Annotated in this window: 19 protein-coding genes; 14 read left to right on the top strand and 5 right to left on the bottom strand. The window is 59.0% G+C overall.

Features of this window, described 5'->3' with window-relative positions:
• Nucleotides 1-14 precede the first annotated feature (14 nt).
• A complete protein-coding gene (locus NOR97_RS13490) occupies nucleotides 15-2,939 on the top strand; it encodes a DNA translocase FtsK (protein WP_257599418.1) in 2,925 nt (974 codons plus the stop codon).
• A 39-nt stretch (nucleotides 2,940-2,978) separates the two neighbouring features.
• On the top strand, nucleotides 2,979-3,575 hold the full coding sequence (locus NOR97_RS13485; protein ID WP_170345603.1) for an outer membrane lipoprotein carrier protein LolA: 597 nt from the start codon (nucleotides 2,979-2,981) through the stop codon (nucleotides 3,573-3,575).
• A gap of 12 nt (nucleotides 3,576-3,587) precedes the next feature.
• Here NOR97_RS13485 and NOR97_RS13480 read toward each other — a convergent pair whose 3' ends face one another.
• Both NOR97_RS13480 and NOR97_RS13475 read right to left on the bottom strand, forming a co-directional pair.
• Nucleotides 3,588-4,169 carry a lytic transglycosylase gene (locus NOR97_RS13480; protein ID WP_170345604.1) on the bottom strand — a complete coding sequence of 194 codons (582 nt, stop codon included), beginning with the start codon at nucleotides 4,167-4,169 and terminating at the stop codon, nucleotides 3,588-3,590.
• Between the two features lie 60 nt (nucleotides 4,170-4,229).
• A complete protein-coding gene (locus NOR97_RS13475; RefSeq protein ID WP_257599417.1) occupies nucleotides 4,230-5,111 on the bottom strand; it encodes an AEC family transporter in 882 nt (293 codons plus the stop codon).
• Nucleotides 5,112-5,191: 80 nt separating this feature from the next.
• Here NOR97_RS13475 and hspQ point away from each other — a divergent pair, with 80 nt between their 5' ends.
• Nucleotides 5,192-5,518 carry a heat shock protein HspQ gene (gene hspQ, locus NOR97_RS13470; RefSeq protein WP_050604943.1) on the top strand — a complete coding sequence of 109 codons (327 nt, stop codon included), beginning with the start codon at nucleotides 5,192-5,194 and terminating at the stop codon, nucleotides 5,516-5,518.
• A 35-nt stretch (nucleotides 5,519-5,553) separates the two neighbouring features.
• On the opposite strand, the gene ggt is transcribed toward hspQ, so the two are convergent.
• The 3 genes from ggt to NOR97_RS13455 form a co-directional block, all read right to left on the bottom strand.
• Nucleotides 5,554-7,131, bottom strand: coding sequence for a gamma-glutamyltransferase (gene ggt / locus NOR97_RS13465; protein WP_257599416.1), 1,578 nt, complete (start codon nucleotides 7,129-7,131; stop codon nucleotides 5,554-5,556).
• A 217-nt stretch (nucleotides 7,132-7,348) separates the two neighbouring features.
• Nucleotides 7,349-7,798, bottom strand: coding sequence for an ATP-binding protein (locus NOR97_RS13460; RefSeq protein WP_170345607.1), 450 nt, complete (start codon nucleotides 7,796-7,798; stop codon nucleotides 7,349-7,351).
• A 21-nt stretch (nucleotides 7,799-7,819) separates the two neighbouring features.
• Nucleotides 7,820-8,158: an STAS domain-containing protein gene (locus NOR97_RS13455; protein WP_117872067.1), complete on the bottom strand. Its 339-nt coding sequence runs from the start codon at nucleotides 8,156-8,158 to the stop codon at nucleotides 7,820-7,822.
• Nucleotides 8,159-8,260: 102 nt separating this feature from the next.
• On the opposite strand from NOR97_RS13455, the gene NOR97_RS13450 reads away from it, so the two are divergent.
• The 11 genes from NOR97_RS13450 to NOR97_RS13400 all read left to right on the top strand — a co-directional run bounded on the left by NOR97_RS13450 (nucleotide 8,261) and on the right by NOR97_RS13400 (nucleotide 18,674).
• Nucleotides 8,261-9,433 (top strand): acetyl-CoA C-acyltransferase, encoded by a 1,173-nt coding sequence (locus NOR97_RS13450; protein WP_257599415.1) that lies wholly within the window; start codon nucleotides 8,261-8,263, stop codon nucleotides 9,431-9,433.
• Nucleotides 9,434-9,504: 71 nt separating this feature from the next.
• Complete coding sequence (locus NOR97_RS13445) at nucleotides 9,505-9,960, top strand: GAF domain-containing protein (protein ID WP_257599414.1); 456 nt, start codon at nucleotides 9,505-9,507, stop codon at nucleotides 9,958-9,960.
• A gap of 141 nt (nucleotides 9,961-10,101) precedes the next feature.
• Nucleotides 10,102-10,851 (top strand): hypothetical protein, encoded by a 750-nt coding sequence (locus NOR97_RS13440; protein WP_171205289.1) that lies wholly within the window; start codon nucleotides 10,102-10,104, stop codon nucleotides 10,849-10,851.
• Nucleotides 10,852-11,185: 334 nt separating this feature from the next.
• Complete coding sequence (locus NOR97_RS13435) at nucleotides 11,186-11,755, top strand: helix-turn-helix domain-containing protein (protein ID WP_257599413.1); 570 nt, start codon at nucleotides 11,186-11,188, stop codon at nucleotides 11,753-11,755.
• Nucleotides 11,755-12,378, top strand: coding sequence for a LysE family translocator (locus NOR97_RS13430; protein ID WP_171726145.1), 624 nt, complete (start codon nucleotides 11,755-11,757; stop codon nucleotides 12,376-12,378). Before NOR97_RS13435 ends, NOR97_RS13430 begins: the two co-directional genes overlap by 1 nt.
• Before the next feature lie 4 nt (nucleotides 12,379-12,382).
• Nucleotides 12,383-12,763, top strand: a complete 381-nt coding sequence (locus NOR97_RS13425) for a GFA family protein (protein ID WP_257599412.1) — start codon at nucleotides 12,383-12,385, stop codon at nucleotides 12,761-12,763.
• A gap of 15 nt (nucleotides 12,764-12,778) precedes the next feature.
• On the top strand, nucleotides 12,779-15,229 hold the full coding sequence (locus NOR97_RS13420) for an FAD-dependent oxidoreductase (protein ID WP_257599411.1): 2,451 nt from the start codon (nucleotides 12,779-12,781) through the stop codon (nucleotides 15,227-15,229).
• A 15-nt stretch (nucleotides 15,230-15,244) separates the two neighbouring features.
• Entirely contained in the window at nucleotides 15,245-15,721 is a 477-nt protein-coding gene (locus NOR97_RS13415; protein WP_257599410.1) for a cupin domain-containing protein, read from the top strand.
• Between the two features lie 12 nt (nucleotides 15,722-15,733).
• The gene (locus NOR97_RS13410; RefSeq protein WP_257599409.1) at nucleotides 15,734-16,786 is read left to right on the top strand and encodes an alcohol dehydrogenase family protein; all 1,053 of its coding nucleotides are present in this window, start codon (nucleotides 15,734-15,736) and stop codon (nucleotides 16,784-16,786) included.
• An 11-nt stretch (nucleotides 16,787-16,797) separates the two neighbouring features.
• Complete coding sequence (locus NOR97_RS13405; protein ID WP_257599408.1) at nucleotides 16,798-17,691, top strand: homocysteine S-methyltransferase family protein; 894 nt, start codon at nucleotides 16,798-16,800, stop codon at nucleotides 17,689-17,691.
• Nucleotides 17,692-17,696: 5 nt separating this feature from the next.
• The gene (locus tag NOR97_RS13400) at nucleotides 17,697-18,674 is read left to right on the top strand and encodes a GlxA family transcriptional regulator (RefSeq protein WP_257599407.1); all 978 of its coding nucleotides are present in this window, start codon (nucleotides 17,697-17,699) and stop codon (nucleotides 18,672-18,674) included.
• Nucleotides 18,675-18,744 lie beyond the last annotated feature (70 nt).

The raw sequence follows: 18,744 nt of genomic DNA, 5'->3' as shown, positions 1-18,744 counted from the left end.
GGTACGAGGGCAAAATGGCATCATATAACGCGCGCAACCGCGATCCATTGCTGGACAGCACAACGCAGGCAGCCCTGGAGCGACGCAGCAAGGAACTGATTGGCATCGCCCTGATCCTGCTGGGTTTGGCTGCGGCCGCGATGATCTGGTCCTACACACCTGATGATCCAAACTGGATGGTGTCCACCGACGCGCCGGTGCAAAACTGGATGGGGCGGATTGGGGCCTCGATCGCCGCTCCCTTGTTCATGATCGTCGGCTGGGGAAGCTGGGGCATCGCATTGGTTCTGATCGGTTGGGGGGTTCGGTTTGCGGGCCATTTCGGGGAAGATCGCGCGATTGCGCGTCTGATCTTTGCGCCGATCTGGATCGCCGTCGTCTCGGTGTACGCCGCAACCCTCGTTCCTGGCGCAGACTGGCGCGCGACCCACAGCTATGGTCTGGGCGGATTGTTCGGCGATACGGTCATGGGCGCGTTGCTGACGCTGCTGCCGATTTCGTCCCATTTTCTGGTGAAGCTGATGTCGCTTGCCATGGCGGTCGGGATGATCGCGCTGGGCATATTTGTTCTGGGCTTCACCAAAGCTGATGTGAAAAAAGGCTTCCGAGCCTTCCTGCTGGGTCTCGTCATGGCATACGACATGCTGATGACCCTGATGGGCCGTGGTGCAGCCTCGGCAGCGCAAGCTGCGCGAGATCGCCGCGCGCAATGGGAAGAGCGCAAACTTGCACGTGGCGCGGCGGCCGAGGCCGTGTTCGAGGATGATCTGGCTTATGCCGATCCAATCTTTGAAGAACCTGAACTGGAAAGTCCCGAACCTCCGGTCAAATCCGGCCTGTTGGCGCGCATGCCGTCACTCATCAGGCGCCCCGATCCCATGCCCGAGCCAGAGCTGGTCGATCCGGAACCGATCGCGGGTTTCGACGAAATGCCGGGGGAAGATCGCATCCGGTCGAAAATCTCGGCCGCTGTGCGCAATCGCAAAGTGGCCACCGGTGAGGTGACGCCCGAACCCGACCCAAACCTTCCGCTGACCAAAGGCCGTGGCCGCCGCCCAGGGCCGCTGATTCTGAACACAAGCCAGCCCGATGGTTTGCCGATGGAACCGCCAGTGACAGCAGCAGGGCTGCCGCCCGAACCACTCGTAACAGCGGGTGACAAGCCAGAGTCGCAAGACTCCGCACTGGTTGAAAACGCGCCCGTGCCCATGCAGACCCCCTATGCGCCCGAACTGGACGAGGGTGACGCAGAGGTATTCGAGGATGTCGAACAAGCTGTTCGGCAACCGCGCCCGGCAATGAAAATCCCGGTGGCCGAACCGCGCAAGCCCGTGGTCGCACAACCGATACGCCGCACACCGCAGCCGTCTCGCCGCGCACAGGCCGAGGCGCAGCCCGCATTGTCCTTTGAAGAGCGGCACTCTGATTTCGAACTGCCACCTTTGGGCCTTTTGTCGAATCCGGCCAGCATTCAGCGCCATCATCTGAGCGATGAAGCCTTGGAAGAAAACGCGCGGATGTTGGAGAACGTTCTGGATGATTACGGCGTCAAGGGCGAGATCGTCAGCGTTCGCCCCGGCCCGGTTGTGACCATGTACGAGCTGGAGCCCGCTCCGGGTCTGAAGGCAAGCCGTGTGATCGGCCTGGCCGACGACATCGCACGCTCGATGTCGGCCCTGTCGGCGCGGGTTTCGACCCTGCCGGGGCGTTCGGTGATCGGTATCGAACTGCCGAACGAAAACCGCGAAATGGTGGTTCTGCGCGAAATCCTGGCCAGCCGTGACTTTGGCGATGGCAACCAGGCGCTGCCGTTGGCCCTGGGCAAGGATATCGGCGGCGAATCCGTCGTGGCGAACCTGGCGAAGATGCCGCACCTGCTGATTGCGGGCACCACCGGGTCAGGTAAATCGGTGGCAATCAACACGATGATCCTGTCACTGCTGTACAAGCTGACGCCGGATGAATGCCGTCTGATCATGATCGATCCCAAGATGCTGGAACTGTCGGTCTATGACGGCATCCCGCACCTGCTGTCGCCGGTCGTGACCGACCCGAAAAAGGCGGTTGTCGCCCTGAAATGGGTCGTGGGCGAGATGGAGGACCGCTATCGCAAGATGTCCAAGATGGGCGTCCGCAACATCGCGGGTTACAACGGGCGCGTGAAGGATGCGCTGGCCAAAGGCGAGATGTTCAGCCGCACGGTTCAAACCGGGTTTGACGATGAAACCGGAGAACCCACATTCGAGACGGAAGAATTCGCGCCCGAAGCGATGCCCTATATCGTCGTCATCGTCGATGAGATGGCCGACCTGATGATGGTGGCGGGAAAGGAAATCGAAGCCTGCATCCAGCGTCTGGCGCAGATGGCGCGGGCCTCGGGCATTCACCTGATCATGGCCACACAGCGCCCCTCGGTCGACGTGATCACCGGTACGATCAAGGCGAACTTCCCAACGCGGATTTCGTTCCAGGTAACCTCGAAAGTCGACAGCCGCACCATTCTGGGTGAAATGGGCGCCGAACAGCTGCTGGGGCAGGGCGACATGCTTTACATGGCTGGCGGTGCCAAGATTACCCGCTGCCACGGGCCGTTCGTGTCGGATGAAGAGGTCGAGGAAGTCGTCAACCACCTGAAACAGTTCGGCCCGCCGGATTACGTCAGCACGGTGCTGGATGGCCCGGCCGAAGATAAGGCCGACAATATCGATGCCGTTCTGGGGTTGAACACAGGTGGCAATACGAACGGAGAGGATGCGCTCTACGATCAGGCGGTGGCAATCGTGATCAAGGATCGCAAATGCTCGACCTCGTACATCCAGCGAAAACTTGCCATCGGCTACAACAAAGCTGCACGGCTTGTTGAGCAAATGGAAGACGAAGGTGTTGTTTCGTCAGCAAATCATGTGGGGAAACGCGAAATCCTCGTCCCCGAACAGTAAGATATTTAATAACAAGGGCAGAAGACCTATCTGTACGGCATGAAACAGATTGCTTTTGCCCTTGCTTTGACACTGGCCGCACCCGCCGCATGGGCGGCGGAGAAACTGCCGCTTTCACAGATTTCCAACTACCTGAACGGATTGAAGACGGTTCAGACGACATTCACGCAGGTGAATGACGATGGCTCGCTGAGCACCGGCAAGCTGTGGATGCAGCGCCCCGGCAAGATGCGGTTTGAATATGACCCGCCCAACAGTGCCGTGGTTCTGGCGAGATCCGGAAGTGTTCAGATCTTTGATCCGAAATCGAATCAGCCGCCCGAGCAATACCCGCTTAAGCGCACGCCCCTGTCCATCGTGCTGGCGCGCAACGTGAACCTGAGCCAGGCGAATATGGTCGTAGGTCACAGCTTTGACGGGACGGCCACGGTTGTCACGGCGCAGGATCCCAAAAACCCCGAAGCGGGCCGGATCGAACTGATGTTCACGGACAATCCGGTCGAGCTGCGCAAATGGGTGATTCACGACAATGCAGGCAGCCAGACAACGGTATTGCTGGGCGCCCTGAATGAAGGCGGTCGCCTTGATCAGAAGCTGTTCTCGGACAAAAAGAGAAGCGGGTCAGGAAATCGCTGACCCGCTGACGCTTCAGTACCGGCAGTTCGCCAACTGAGCCTGATATAGTCGCGCGCGCGCGTCCACGTCATTTGCAACGTTCAACAGCCAGGATTTGTTGTTGTAGCTGCCGCGCGCGTACCCTGTATGGCCTTCGTGATAGGCCAGGTATTGATTGCGCGTGTCGCTGGGATGGATGCCGTTGCGCTCGTAGCTTTTGTTCATGTACCAGCCGATGAAATCCGAGGCGTCGCGGATGCGATCCCGTTTGGCCCGACGTTTTCCTGTTTCGCGCTGATATTGTTCCCACGTCCCGTCCAGTGCCTGACCATAGCCGTAAGCGCTGCTTTGACGGCCCATCGGGATCACGCCCAGAACATATCTGTGTGGCGTGCGCGCGTCATGCTTGTACCGGCTTTCCTGATAGATGGTCGCCATCTGAACGTGAACCGGAACGCCCCATTTGCGCTCGGTATTCTTGAAGGCCTTGATAAAGTCGGGTTTTTCACGCGCAATGCTGCACGCGTCGTTCAATCTGCTGGGCGGCTGTTTGGAACCGCCCCCACAGGATGCCAGAAGCAGCACCCCAAGGAGTACGAAAAGAATTCTGCTCATGTGCCTTGTGCCTTTTTTGCTTATTCTAGCGCAGATTGAGCGCTGAGGAAATCACAATCGCTATAAAATGATGGCCAGAACAGCCGGTAACGCCGCCACGGAAAGTACGGTGGACACCATGACCATGCCGGCGACGGCGTCGGAATCGGCCCCGAACCGTTCGGCCAACAGGTAAGAGGTTACGGCAACCGGCGTACAAATCTGAACAACCAGAACGCCAAATGCGATCGTATCCAGATCAAACCATCGTCCGATTCCCCATCCCAGCGCAAAGCACACCGCCAGTTTCAGCGCCGACAGCCACAGCGCCCGCCCCAGGCTGTGCGAGCTCAGGCGGGCGATTGCCACACCCAATGTGACCAGCATCAGCGGGACGGCCATTTGCCCCAAAAGCTCCAGCGTGCTGGTCAGAAATGTCGGCGTCTGCCACCCCTGCGACAGAAACACTGCGCCAAGGATCGTCGCCCAGGCCATTGGTTGGCGCGCAACCTGTCCCAACGCACCTTTACCGGCGACCAGATATATCCCGTAAGTGAAAGAAAACAGTGCAGTAACTGACAGAAAGATGACTGCATACCCCAGGCCGACCTGTCCAAAGGCAAAGATACACAGCGGCAGGCCGAGATTGCCGGTATTGCCGAAGATCAAAGGTGACAGATATGTTCGCGGGTCCAGTCTCAACCCTCGAACGATCAGCCAGAACAACACTGCCAGCAGCAGATTTGCGACCAGTGTCGCCATTGTGAAGCGTGACAGATCATTGCCCGGGATCTCGGTTTGCATCAGGGCAACAAAAATCAGACTGGGCATCGCCAGCATCGTTGCAAAGCGGGTGACGAATTGCAGGCGGTATTCGAAACCCAGCTTGACCCAGGTAAAACCAACAGCCGCCAATAGAAAAACCGGCGCCACGATTTCGAACACTGTCAGTATAAGGTTCACAGACTGTTTCCCTGATTTTCACATCAATGATTGGCTTTTCCGCCCGGAAACGGGTAAAAAAAGCGGTGGGGGCTGATACAATGCTAAAGACACGTGCAAAATACGGCTTGGGCCAGGTGGTTCGTCACAAGAAACACCCTTTTCGAGGGGTGATTTTTGACGTGGATCCCGAGTTTTCGAATACCGAAGAATGGTATCAGGCCATTCCGGAAGACAGCCGCCCAAGGAAAGAGCAACCGTTCTATCACCTGCTGGCCGAGAACGATCAATCCTTCTATGTTGCTTATGTTTCAGAACAAAATCTGGTTGCCGACTATTCAGGAGAACCGGTCGAGCACCCGGATATACCCAATATGTTCGGACCGTTCGAAGATGGTGCATACCCCCTGCACTTCCACCTGAACTAGCGGAACCGAACCGGCGGGCATAGGTCTGCCGCAGATCAGTATCCAAGCGAACAGCCATCCTTGCGTGGGTCGCTGCCGCCTTCCAAAATGCCGTCGTTTCGGATTCGGATCGCTTGCGCTCCGCCAAGTGGTGTTTCCGGCACTTCAATATTATGGCCGATATCGGACAATTGTTTCGCGATCTGCTCGCTGTACCCGCGCTCCAGTTTCAGAACCGATCCGTCAAAGAAGGCGCGCGGCGCATCGATGCTTTCCTGCAACCCAAGCCCGAAATCGACAAGGTTTGACACCAAGCGCGCGTGTCCGGTTGGCTGATAGGCACCGCCCATCACTCCAAACGGCATCGTGACCCGACCGTCCTGCGCCAACATTCCCGGAATGATCGTGTGCATCGGGCGTTTGCCGCCGCCCAGTTCGTTGGGGTGGCCGGGCTGCAATGTGAATCCTGCCCCGCGGTTTTGCAGCAATATGCCGTATTTTTCCGACGCTATACCGGATCCAAAGCTGTGAAAGATCGAATAGATCAGCGAAACAGCCATTTGGTCGCGGTCGACCACGGTGATGTAAACCGTGTCCTTGTGAACCGCTTCGGTCAGAGGCGCCGCAGCAGGCATCGCCTTTTGGGGATCGATCAAAGCAGCCAATCTGGCAGCGATATCCGGATCCAGAAAGCGCTCCACTCTTGCCATGTGGTCAGGATCCGCGATGAACCGGTTTCGAGCGTCATAGGCCAGTTTGGTGGCCTCGGCCTCGATATGAATACGCTCCGCTCCGAATGGATCCATGGAGGCCATGTCAAAGTGCTTGAGGATATTCAGCAGCAAAATCGCGGTTGCGCCCTGGCCGTTCGGTGGATGTTCCACCAAATCCACGCCTTTGTAGGCCCCATGTATCGGCTGCGTTTCGGTATAGCTTGTGTGATGAAAATCCTCAGCGGAATGGACACCTCCCCTTTCCGAAAGTGCGGTAATCATATCATCGGCGATTTCACCTGAATAGAACGCGTCGCGCCCGTGGGCTGCGATTTGGCGCAATACCTCCGCCTGTCCCGGCGCACGGAAAACCTGCCCGATCGACGGGGCTTGCCCGTCAATCAGATAGTGGTCGCGGGCGGCGCCCTGAAGTGTTGCGGCCCCCGATTTCCAATCGAAAGCGACACGGGGAGCCACCGGAACACCCGCTTCAGCATAATGAATCGCCGGGTTCAAAATCGCGCCCAACCCCAGGCGACCCTCGGTCTGGGCCAGGTGGCAGAAGGCATCGACGGCTCCGGGAATGGTCACGGCATCCGGCCCATCCAAAGGTACGGATGACAGGCCCTGATCGCGCAACATCTGGGATTGCGCGGCAGCCGGTGCGCGACCCGATCCGTTGAGCGCGCGTATCCTGCTTTCGCCGGCACGATTGAACAGAACGAAGCAATCGCCGCCCAATCCGGTCATCTGAGGTTCGCAAATCCCCAGAAGAACAGCCCCGGCGATCGCGGCATCCATCGCGTTGCCGCCCTGGCCCAAGATATCGATGGCCACTTTGGCCGCCAGCGGATGCGACGTTGCGCACATGCCTTGCGTGGCAAAAACTTCGGATCGGCCCGGATTATGCAGATCACGCATGGCGAATTCTCTCTCTGTGGAACAAGAGAAAGCTATTCACTGATCAGCGATTGTCCAGCAGTTTCGGGGGGGGGAAGTTCCTCGGCGCCATTCACTGGGTGGGGGCTGTGATATGTGGCGCCGAGGGAAGCTATCTGAGCTACGAGTCACTGTATGGCGGTTGTTTGCGGCGCGACAATGTTTCGAAAATGACCTTATTGTGACCAATTGCGGTCGATCACCCGTTGGGTTCAAAGTCAAACCGCAGGGACAGACGGTTGCATCCACCGCGCCGCTCGTACCGGATATCACTGGTGAGGCGATGAATCAGGAACCAGCCGAACCCGCCTTCGGGGAGGTCCTGTAGATCCGTTCCAATTGGAGCAGGGGTGCCATCCGGAAGCCGGTATCCAGGCAGCGGGCGCCCCGTATCCGAGATCAAGATGTCCAGAAGATCCCTGTCCAGCCGACAGGTGACCTGAACCTTGGCCGCGGCGATGCCATTGTAAGCGTGTTCCACGACGTTGTTGATGGCTTCAGCCAATGCAATCTTCACATCATCGGCTTTATGGGGGGGCAACCCCCGTTCCGCCAGACCGACGCTGAGCTTTGCAATGCCCACACTGGCCTCTGATTCCGTCGCAGGGAAGGTCAATTCCAGACAGGTCTTGTTTTCAATCGGCTCCACGCCATCTATCCCCTGCTGCCGTCAGGCGTCCGTCTCTGACAACGCGTCATCCAGTGTTTCAAAAAGCCTGAAAACCGTATCCATGCGTGTCAGGCGAAAGACTTTTTCGACCACTGGCTGCAACCCGGCCAGATCAAGCCTCCGGTCCTTTCCCAGCTGTTTCATTGAGGCGACGATTGCACCCAGACCGCTGGAGTCAATGAACTCGACATCGGACAGATCCAGAACAACGCGATGAGCGCTGTCCTCGGTATTGGCGCGCATGTCTTCCTTGAACTGAATGGCCATTGCAGCATCGATCCGGTCGGCATGAACGGTGATGATCTGAGTTTCGCCGGTTGTCTTGCTGGTCAGCCCCATGATCCTGCCGCTTTCCAAACTGAAATTGAGTCGTAGAAATACGCTAGACGGCAATTCTTACCATTCGGTATTCAAGGGCCGGAAAGCAGGAGGAAAACCCGGATGAGAGACGTTGTTATAGCAGGGGCTGCCCGTACACCGATGGGCGGGTTTCAGGGCATGTTTGACGGTGTTGCTGCGGCTGACCTCGGGGGCGAAGCGATCCGCGCGGCTTTGCAACAGGCAGGGGTACAGACAGTCGACGAAGTGCTGATGGGTTGCGTTTTGCCGGCCGGGCAGGGTCAGGCACCTGCGCGGCAGGCCGGATTCGCGGCAGGATTGGGCGAAGAGGTTCCCGCCACCACGCTGAACAAAATGTGTGGTTCGGGGATGAAGGCCGCAATGATGTCCTTTGACCAAATTGCCTTGGGTCACGCAGATACGATGGTTGCGGGCGGCATGGAAAGCATGACCAACGCGCCGTATCTGCTGCCCAAGATGCGCGGCGGTGCCCGCATTGGCCACGGCCAGGTGGTTGATCATATGTTCCTCGACGGCCTTGAAGATGCCTATGACAAGGGCCGTCTGATGGGCACCTTCGCCGAAGATTGTGCCGAGGCGTACCAGTTCACCCGTGAAGCACAGGATGAATACGCGCTGCAATCTTTGTCCAACGCGCTGTCTGCGCAGGAAAGTGGTGCATTCGATCAGGAAATCGCGCCGGTTACGGTCCGGACGCGCAAGGGTGAAATTCTGCTGGAGACAGATGAGCAGCCAAAATCCGCCCGCCCCGAGAAGATCCCGACGCTGAAACCTGCGTTTCGCAAGGACGGTACGGTGACGGCGGCCAATTCGTCTTCGATTTCGGATGGCGCGGCGGCGCTGGTTCTTGCCTCGGCAGAAGCCGCCGAAGCGCAGGGTATGACGGTTCGGGCCCGGATTTTGGGTCATGCGAGCCATGCTCAGGCCCCCGGCCTTTTCACGACGGCTCCGGTCCCGGCGGCGCAGAAGCTCTTGTCGCGCATTGGCTGGAGCAAGGATGACGTCGACCTGTGGGAAGTGAACGAGGCCTTCGCGGTTGTGCCGATGGCTTTCATGCACGAAATGGGCTTGCCGCGAGACAAGGTGAATGTGAATGGCGGCGCCTGCGCCCTGGGCCATCCCATCGGTGCCTCTGGTGCCCGCATCATCGTTACGTTGTTGAATGCGCTGGAAAAACGTAACCTCAAACGGGGCGTCGCGGCGATCTGCATTGGCGGGGGGGAAGGCACGGCCATTGCCATCGAACGCGTTTGACCCTTCATCTTTTTCCAAATACTCCGGGGGTCGGGGGCCGTGCCCCCGACCATCCGAAGGGGTTGCAATCAATGACTGCCGATTATGAGACACTTGCCAAAACCATCGCGGCCCTGACCGAAGGCGAAACGGACCAGGTTGCTCTCATGGCCACTGTCGCCTGCGAGGTTCACCATTCCGACGATCGTTTTGACTGGACCGGGTTTTATCGTGTCACCAAACCGGGCGTTCTGAAGATCGGGCCCTATCAGGGTGGGCATGGTTGTTTGGTCATCCCGTTCGAACGGGGCGTCTGCGGTGCCGCCGCAAGAACGGGCGAAACGCAACTGGTGCCGGATGTCGATGCGTTTCCGGGTCACATCGCCTGCGCCAGCTCAACGCGGTCCGAACTGGTTCTGCCCGTGCGGGATTCGTCGGGAAAAGTTATCGCCGTTTTTGACATTGACAGCGACCAGCCGGATGCTTTCACGCAACAGGATGCGCAAAATCTGGAAGACATTCTGACCGCCGTGTTTGCCGGGCTCTGACCGCTGCGGTCGTTGCGGATGTGCATCAACCCAAGGGATTTCCGGGCGATTGAACGGCCCGGCTGACTTCGTCTTGCAGGCTTTGAAGCGATCTCCTATCAAAATCCATAGCGAAGTTTCGTTTTGGGGTGTTTCTCACGGATGCAAGAGTCTGACATCAATCCGACGGTCGCGGATGAAGCGCCTCCAAAAGGGATCAGACGCGCCCATATGGCGACATTCCCGGATCGCATCGGCGTATTGCCCCATTCGGTGGCAAGCATCGCGCATCAGGTCGACAGAGTTTTCATCTGCCTGAACGAATATCAGGAAGTTCCCGATTTTCTGGGAGAGTTCGACAACGTCACCGCCGTGATCCCCGACCGGGATTACAAGGATGTCGGCAAGTTCATCTTCCAGCCGGATCCGGCAGATACCGTTTTTCTGGTCGACGATGATATTGAATATGCGGACAACTATGTCCGTCAGACCATACGCCGGGCGCGGGGCGTCGGGCTGGAAAAGCGTGTCTTCGGCTATCATGCCACGACGTTCACAAACCCGACGCCCAGGTCGATACGGCAGCGCACGTTGTTGCGTATGAACCAACGGCTGACCTACTCGACCAGGGTGCACCAACTGGGAACCGGAACCGTTATGGTGTCCGGGTCGCTGTTCCCGACACTGGAATACATGGAAGGCAGCGAGAAGTTCGTCGACGTGCGTTTTGCCCGTTACTGTTTCGAAAACGGCATCGAAATGTGGACGCTGCCCAGAAATCGCCGCCGCTTTCCCAGCTTGCTTGCCGGGCTGGAGCCGGAAAAGCGTGAAACGATCGCCGACAGTTTCACCCGTCGTTGGCCTCAACATGTGTTGGATGAAGTGAAGGTTTTTGCCGGCCTTCAATTCTAATCCCGGGCGGGCTTTGCACGGTTCACGCTCATTCAAGATCTGTCTCTGTTGCTTAGGATTTCCCATGTCGCCGCAGCGCGACGGGGGAACGATATGTGCTGTCTTTTTGAAATGAAGCCCTTGTACGGCAAACACTGAAATCCGGCTGCTGCGTCCCTGCGGTTTTTCTGGTGTTTCAAGGGCCTCCGTGCCTTCTGGTCCTCAATTCTGTTGTCGGTACGAAGTGATGACCAACGCCCCATTGAAACCGGGCGTGAAAAAACGCTTGGAAATTTCACCGTCTTGCTTCATCGTGAAAAACGAAGGAAGAATTTCACGAGATTCGGAGCGGCCTGTGAACAGCCAAGCCCCCCAAAGCGCGACCCTTGGTGCTGACCTGAGGGCCTTGCGCAAGGCCCGAGGGTTGACCCTGACCGAGATTGCAACTCGGCTGGATCGCTCTGTCGGTTGGTTGAGCCAGGTTGAGCGCGATTTGTCCGAGCCTTCAATCTCGGACCTGCGCCAGATTGCCGAATGCCTCGGCGTGCCCATGTCGATGCTGTTTGCGCATTCCGCTGCCCCCGCAGACGAACAGGGCTACGTTGTGCGCGCCGGGTCGCGTCGCCCGATGGGGTCGGGCGAAGAAGGGCTGATCGAAGAGTTGCTGTCGCCGGATCTGACCGATGATTTCGAAATGGTGCATTCCACTTTCGAGCCACATTCACGGATGCAGACCCCAGCCAATCGCCCGACGCAGGAAGTGGGCTATATGGTCTCGGGTCGATTGAACCTGACGATCGGGGCGCGTGAATTCCTGGTGGGGCCTGGTGACAGCTTTCGGATCAAACATGAACCTTATCAATGGGCCAACCCCTATGATGAACCTGCCGTGGCCATCTGGGTCATTGCTCCGCCGGTGTACTGATGAGCTTCGAGGCCTGGACCATATTCGCGCTATTCTGGGTGGTATTCGTCACCACTCCGGGGCCGAACGCGGTCAACTGCATCTCGAACGGGATGAGCCTGCCATTTCCAAAGGCGATGATGGGTGTATTGGCCATCCTGACACAGGCCAGCATGTTTTTGATCCTGTCCGCGCTGGGCGTCACAGCCCTGATTGCCGCTTCTCCGACCGGTTTCTTCATGGCCAAGCTGGTCGGAGCGGGCTTTCTGATCTGGCTGGGCGTGCGGGGGTGGATGAACGCAACAAAGCCCGCACCGGTTTCAGAGCGCCCGGCCCGGCACGTTTATTTGCACGCGCTGGCAGTGGCCACGATCAACCCCAAAAGTGTCGCCGGATATCTCGCGGCGTTCTCGCAATTCGTTCAGCCCGAGGTTCCAATCTGGCAGCAGATGGTCGTGATCATGCCAACCGCGCTGATCATCACCACGCTCAGCTATACCGGTTTCACCGTGTTGGGCGCCTTGATGGGCAAGGCGGCGCTGGGCGCGGTGTTCAATATCTGGGTGCGCCGGGTGATGGCGGCCTGTTTCATAATCTACGGCGTGTTGTTGGGAACCAGCACCGCGCCTGCGGCAAGGGGGTAGTCTTATGTACAGCGGGTCCTGCCTTTGCGGTTCAGTTGCTTTCACCATCGACGGAGACCTTTCTCCGCCTTCGGTCTGCCATTGCGGGCAGTGCCGAAAGCAATCCGGCCATGTCTGGGCCTCGACCACGACCCATCAGGACAACCTGAGTTTCTTGGCCCGCGACACGCTGAACTGGTTTCACGCGTCAGACATCGCACGGCGCGGGTTTTGCAGCAAATGCGGCTCGTTTCTCTTCTGGCAACATAACCAAGAGGACACGATTTCGATTTCCATGGGCGCATTCGATGCCCCCACGGGCCTAAAGCTCTCGAAGCACATCTTTGTGGCTGACAAGGGCGATTATTACGACATCACGGACGATCTGCCCCAACGGGCACAGTAACAGGGACCAAGACACATGAGTGATTTTCCGACAAAAGCCCGCGTGGTCATTATCGGTGGCGGTGTGGTGGGGGCTTCCTCGCTGTATCATCTGGCCAAGAAAGGCTGGACCGACTGCGTTCTGCTGGAAAAGAATGAACTGACCGCAGGTTCGACCTGGCACGCGGCGGGCAACGTGCCGACCTTCTCGACCTCGTGGGCGATCATGAACATGCAGCGGTACTCGACCGAGCTGTATTCGCGTCTGGGTGAAGAGGTCGACTATCCGATGAACTACCATGTTTCGGGGTCGATCCGTCTGGCGCACAGCAAAGAGCGGATGCAGGAGTTCCAGCGGGCCATGTCGATGGGCCGCTATCAGGGAATCCCGATGGAAATGTGGACGCCGGAGCAGGCCAAGGAACGCTACCCGTTCCTGGAAACTCATGATCTTGAGGGTGTCCTGTATGACCCGACCGATGGCGATATCGACCCCGCGCAGCTGACCCAGGCGCTGGCCAAGGGCGCGCGCGACATGGGCCAGAAGATCATCCGGTTCTGCCCCGCCACCGGCGTCACCCAGCATGACGACGGCACCTGGACCGTGCATACCGAGAAGGGTGACATCGACTGCGACTATGTCGTCAACGCTGCCGGATACTATGCGCAACGCGTCGGCGAGTGGTTCAAACCCTATGGCGGCCGCACCGTGCCCGCAATGGTCATGAGCCACCAGTATCTGCTGACCGACGAAGTGCCGGAAGTTGAAGAATGGTCCAAGAAGAACGGCGGCAGGAAGCTGCCGCTGCTGCGCGATGTAGACGTCTCGTACTACCTGCGGCAGGAAAAGAACGGCTTCAATCTCGGCCCCTACGAGCCCAACTGCAAGGGCCATTGGATGACCGAGGATGACCCGATGCCCGAGGATTTCAGCTTCCAGCTTTGGAACGATGATCTGGACCGCATCGAGGATATCGTCACCGACGCGATGGAGCGGGTGCCGCTGATGGCGACCTCGGGCGTGGGCCGCGTGATCAACGGGCCGATCCCCTATGCGCCCGACGGCCTGCCGCTGATCGGCCCGATGCCCGGCGTCAAGAACGCCTTCGAGGCGCATACCTTCACCTTCGGTATCGCCCAGGGCGGCGGCGCGGGCAAGGTGCTGGCCGAATGGATCGTGGATGGCGCCACCGAACGGGACATGTGGGCCGTCGATCCCCGCCGCTATACCGACTACACCGATCAGGATTACTGCAATCAAAAGGGCATGGAGGTCTACGGCAACGAATACGCCATGCACTTCCCGCATCATGAATGGCCCGCCGCGCGCGACAAGAAACTGTCGCCGGTGCATGCCAAGGTCAAGGAACTGGGCGGCGTCATGGGCGTCTACAACGGCTGGGAGCGCGCCAACTGGTTCGCGCAGCCGGGCGACGATACCTCCGAGGAAGGCACCCACACCTGGGGCCGGTCCGGCCCGTGGGAGCAGCGGATCAAGGAAGAATGCGAGGCCGTGCGCGACCATTGCGGCGTGCTCGACCTGCCGGGTTTCTCGCGCTTCATCGTCAAGGGCGAAGGCGCGGCCGAGGCGCTGCGCGGGCTGGTCACCGGTGGCCTGCCCAAGGTGGGGCGGATCAACCTGGTCTACATCGCCGACGACCGTGGCCGCATCCTGACCGAGATGTCCTGCATGCGCCTGGGCGAGGATGATTTCGTGATGATCACCGCCGCCACAGCGCAATGGCACGACCGCGACATCCTGATGAACGCGATGCCCGCGGGCGTCACCGTCGAGGACGTGACCACCACCCGCGACACGCTGATCGTGACCGGACCGAAATCGCGCGAGATCCTGTCGGGTCTGACCGATGCCGACCTTTCGTTGGGCTGGCTGACCCATCAGGCCGCCACCGTGGCCGGGCAACCCGCGCACCTGATCCGCGTGTCCTTCGCCGGTGAACTGGGCTGGGAGGTGCACGCGCTGAACGAGCACATGCCCGCGATCTATGACGCGATCCTCGCCGCCGGGGCCAAGCCGTTCGGCATGTATGCGCTGAATTCTCTGCGCATCGAAAAGGGCTATCGCGCGTGGAAGGGAGATCTGAGCACCGACTACTCGCTGCTGGAAGCGGGCTTGGAGCGGTTTGTCAAACTGGACAAGCCACAGGGCTTCCCCGGAAAGGCTGCAATCCTGAACGAAAAGCAGCAGGGCGTGAAAAAGTCGTTCGTCACCCTGACTGTCGACGCAGGTGATTGCGATGCGCCTTACATGTCGTGCATCTGGCAGGGTGATCAGATCGTGGGCGAGACCACTTCGGGCGCATGGGGTTACCGCGTCGGCAAATCCATCGCGCTGGGCATGATCAAGTCAGAACATGCAAACCCCGGTACCGAGCTCGAGGTGGAAATCTACGGCCAGAAGTGCCGCGCCGTGGTGCAGCAGGATCAGCCGCTGTGGGACCCCGCAAATGAGCGGCTGCGCGCCTGACGAAGGGAGGCCCCCATGCGTCCGCAATATTCCAGGCTGGAACCCGGTGAGGGTCCCAACTTTGACTGGGAAAACGACCATACCTTCGTGAAAGTTTCCGGTCAGGACACGGGCGGAGCCTACACACTGATGGAAGACAACTTGAAGGCCAGCTTCGCGCTTGGCCTTCATCGCCACGACAGCCATGCCGAGACGTTCTATTTCCTGGAGGGCGCCGTGGATTTCTATGTCGACGGAGACTGGCACCTGTGCACGCCGGGCACCACCATGCATGTTCCGGCGGGTGTGCCTCATGCCTGCCGGGTTGCCGACAACAAACCGGCACGGATGCTCATGATCTTTCAACCATCCGGGTTTGATGGTTTCCTTGCGGAACTGGCAACCATGACCCCGGCGGATTTCGAGGACGAGGCCAAGATGGCCGACCTGAATGCCCGATATGACATCGTGCCGATGGGACCGGTTCCGCCCCATCCCGACGACCAGACCTGAGAAGCCAGCGAAATGAATGCTCCAAAGACGATGTCCGGTGTCTATCTGACGGGTCACGGTGGCCCCGAAGTTCTGGAACGGCGAGGTGATATCCCGGTTCCTGAACCTGGTGCAGGGCAAGTTCTGGTTCGGGTCGCCGCCGCAGGCGTGAACAACACGGATATCAACACACGGGTCGGTTGGTATTCCTCGGACGTCACCGGCGCGACGGATACCGTTGATCAGAAGGTCGAAGCGGGCGGTTGGGGCGGTGCATTGCACTTTCCCCGCATTCAGGGCGGAGATCTTTGCGGCATCGTGGAACAGGTTGGGCCGGGTGTTGCCTTCAAACCGGGTCAGCGCGTGACCTGTCCGATAAACCTGCCGCGCCCGCGCCCGGCAAACCCGCAGGGCTTCATTGCGCTGGGTTCCGAGATTGACGGGGCTTTTGCCCAGTATTGTCTGGTTGAAGCCGATGATCTTTATGACGTCAGCGCCTCGCCCCTTTCAGATGTGGAAATCGCCGCCATTCCTTGCGCCTTCGGGACGGCGGAAAACCTGCTGACCCGCGCAGGCGTGACAGCCGGGCACAAAGTGCTGATCACCGGCGCCTCGGGCGGCGTCGGGCTGGCGGCGGTGCAACTGGCCGCCCTGCGCGGGGCGTCGGTTTGGGCTGTAACAGCGGGCACGAAAGCCGAGATCGTGAAATCCCAGGGGGCCGAGAACACGTTTGACCGGAACGACCCGCTTCCTCAGGATATGTTCGATGTGGTGATCGACGTTGTGGGTGGCCCGGCCTGGCCATCGCTGATCCTTTCCCTGAAATCCGGCGGGCACTATGCCGTTTCGGGGGCAATAGCAGGCCCGATTGTCGAAGCTGATCTGCGGGACATATATCTGCGCGACATCACCATACATGGGTGCACGCACCAGGCGCCCGAAGTCTTTGCCCGTCTTGTTGAACTGGTGAATACCGGACGGATCAAGCCACTGGTTTCCCGGACCTATCCGTTGAAGGATATTGGTATTGCACAGGCTGATTTTCAGTCAAAGACTCTTCCGGGAAAACTGGTATTGGTGCCCTGAGGAGTAATGACATGGCAGATATCACTCTCTTGGACGGCTCTATCGGGCAGGAACTGGTAAAACGCAGTGGCGATCAGGCGACACCGCTGTGGTCGACGCGCGTGATGATCGATCACCCCGATTTGGTCGCGGAAGTGCACCGCGACTATTTCAGCCGGGGTGCGACGGTCGCAACAACCAATACTTATGCCGTCCATCGCTCTCGTTTGGTGCGGGTGGGGATGGAGGATCAGATGCCTACCCTGATCGACACTGCCCTGACGCAGGCCGAACGTGCCCGCTCGGAAACCGAGGGCCGGATCGCGGGTGCATTGGGGCCGTTGCTGGCATCATATCGACCCGATCTGAACCCGGATCCGGCGGACGCGGCTGAAAAGTTCGCCGAACTTGTGGCCATGATGGCCGCGCGGGTCGATCTGTTTCTGATCGAGACCGTGTCTTCGATACAGGAAGCCGAGGGCGCATTGCGTGGCACGGCCGGATGCGGAAAACCGGTTTGGCTGTCCCTGTCGGTCAATGATGACGATGGCAGCCTTCTCAGGTCCGGCGAAGCGTTGGCGGACATTGCTCCGCTGGTGGAAGAGTTTTCGCCCGATGCCGTGTTGATCAACTGTTCGCGCCCCGAAGCGATCCCGGCGGCGCTGGAGGTTCTGTCCGGCATGAATCGGCCATACGGGGCGTACGCCAATGGTTTTACGCATATTTCGGATGGCTTCCTTCAGGATGCGCCGACCGTGGATGCCCTGCAAGAACGGCATGACCTTGGCCCAGGGGCTTATGCGGATCAGGTAATGCGGTGGATCGATCAGGGGGCAACGATTGTTGGCGGGTGCTGCGAAATCGGGCCGGATCATATCGAAGAACTGGCGCACCGGGTGCGGGCCGCCGGTCATAACATCGTTTGAAGAAAATGGCGGCAAAACCTACTTCTGACGCTCCAAAACAGGCCATACGGCATTTCGACATCCTTGTCGCGCCAGGTTTCGTGCTGCTGGAACTGGCGTCTTTGGTCGAGGTGTTGAGGCTGGCCAACCGTGTATGCCCAAGCCCTCCGTTCACCTTCACCTACCGCTCGCTCAAAGGTGGCCCGATCGCCAGCAGCAGTGACGCCGTGGTTCAAACAGAAGCGGTGCCGCCTCAGCCCAAGGCGGACTACCTGTTCGTAATCGGCAATTCAGATCCGGATCATCCGGATTTGTCGTTGGGGCGGGTGGTGTCGGACTATACCTTCCGGGGCGCCAAGGTTTTCCTGCTGGCCGAAGCCGCCAGCCGCTATATCGACGAGCAGGGAACAGCCGACCTGGCAACCCATTGGGAAAACGCATCGTTCCTGCGGGAACGCGGCGCCCGGTTCGAAGCCAAGCTGTCGATCGCAACCGAACAGGGCGCAGTGGTGACATGTGCCGGGATGGAGGCCACAACGGATATCGCCTTGGCAGTGATCGGGCGTCATGTCTCGGGACCTGCGAAGATGACCGTGGCCGACATCATGCTGCATGAGAACATCCGCGATTTTGCCTCGATGCAGCCATTTTCGGGCGCCAAGTTGACCGCGACAGGCGATTCGAAGCTGGATCAGTGCATAAAGCTCATGCAGGCCAATATCGAAGACCCCCTGCCGATCAATCAGATTGTCGAATCGCTGCACCTGTCGAACCGGTCCCTCGAGCGTAAGTTCAAAACCTTTTTTGGAACCACTCCCAACGGGTTCTACCGGGAAATGCGACTGGCCAAGGCAAATAACCTGTTGCTGAACACCACGATGAGCGTTCGCGAAATTGGAATGGCCTGTGGTTTCCCGAACGGTTTTTCGTCTGTGTACAAAAGCTTCTTCGGGGTAACGCCTTTTGTCGTACGCCGGCAAAAGCGCGCGGCTTCACATCGGTGAAAACTGCGGATTATGTGACGCTTTTGGTGCATTTATTGTCGATCTTCCATGGCAACCTATGCCAAACCTG

Source organism: Ruegeria sp. YS9, from assembly GCF_024628725.1.
GTDB classification, from domain to species: domain Bacteria; phylum Pseudomonadota; class Alphaproteobacteria; order Rhodobacterales; family Rhodobacteraceae; genus Ruegeria; species Ruegeria atlantica_C.
This window is presented reverse-complemented; position numbering and strand designations above follow the sequence as displayed.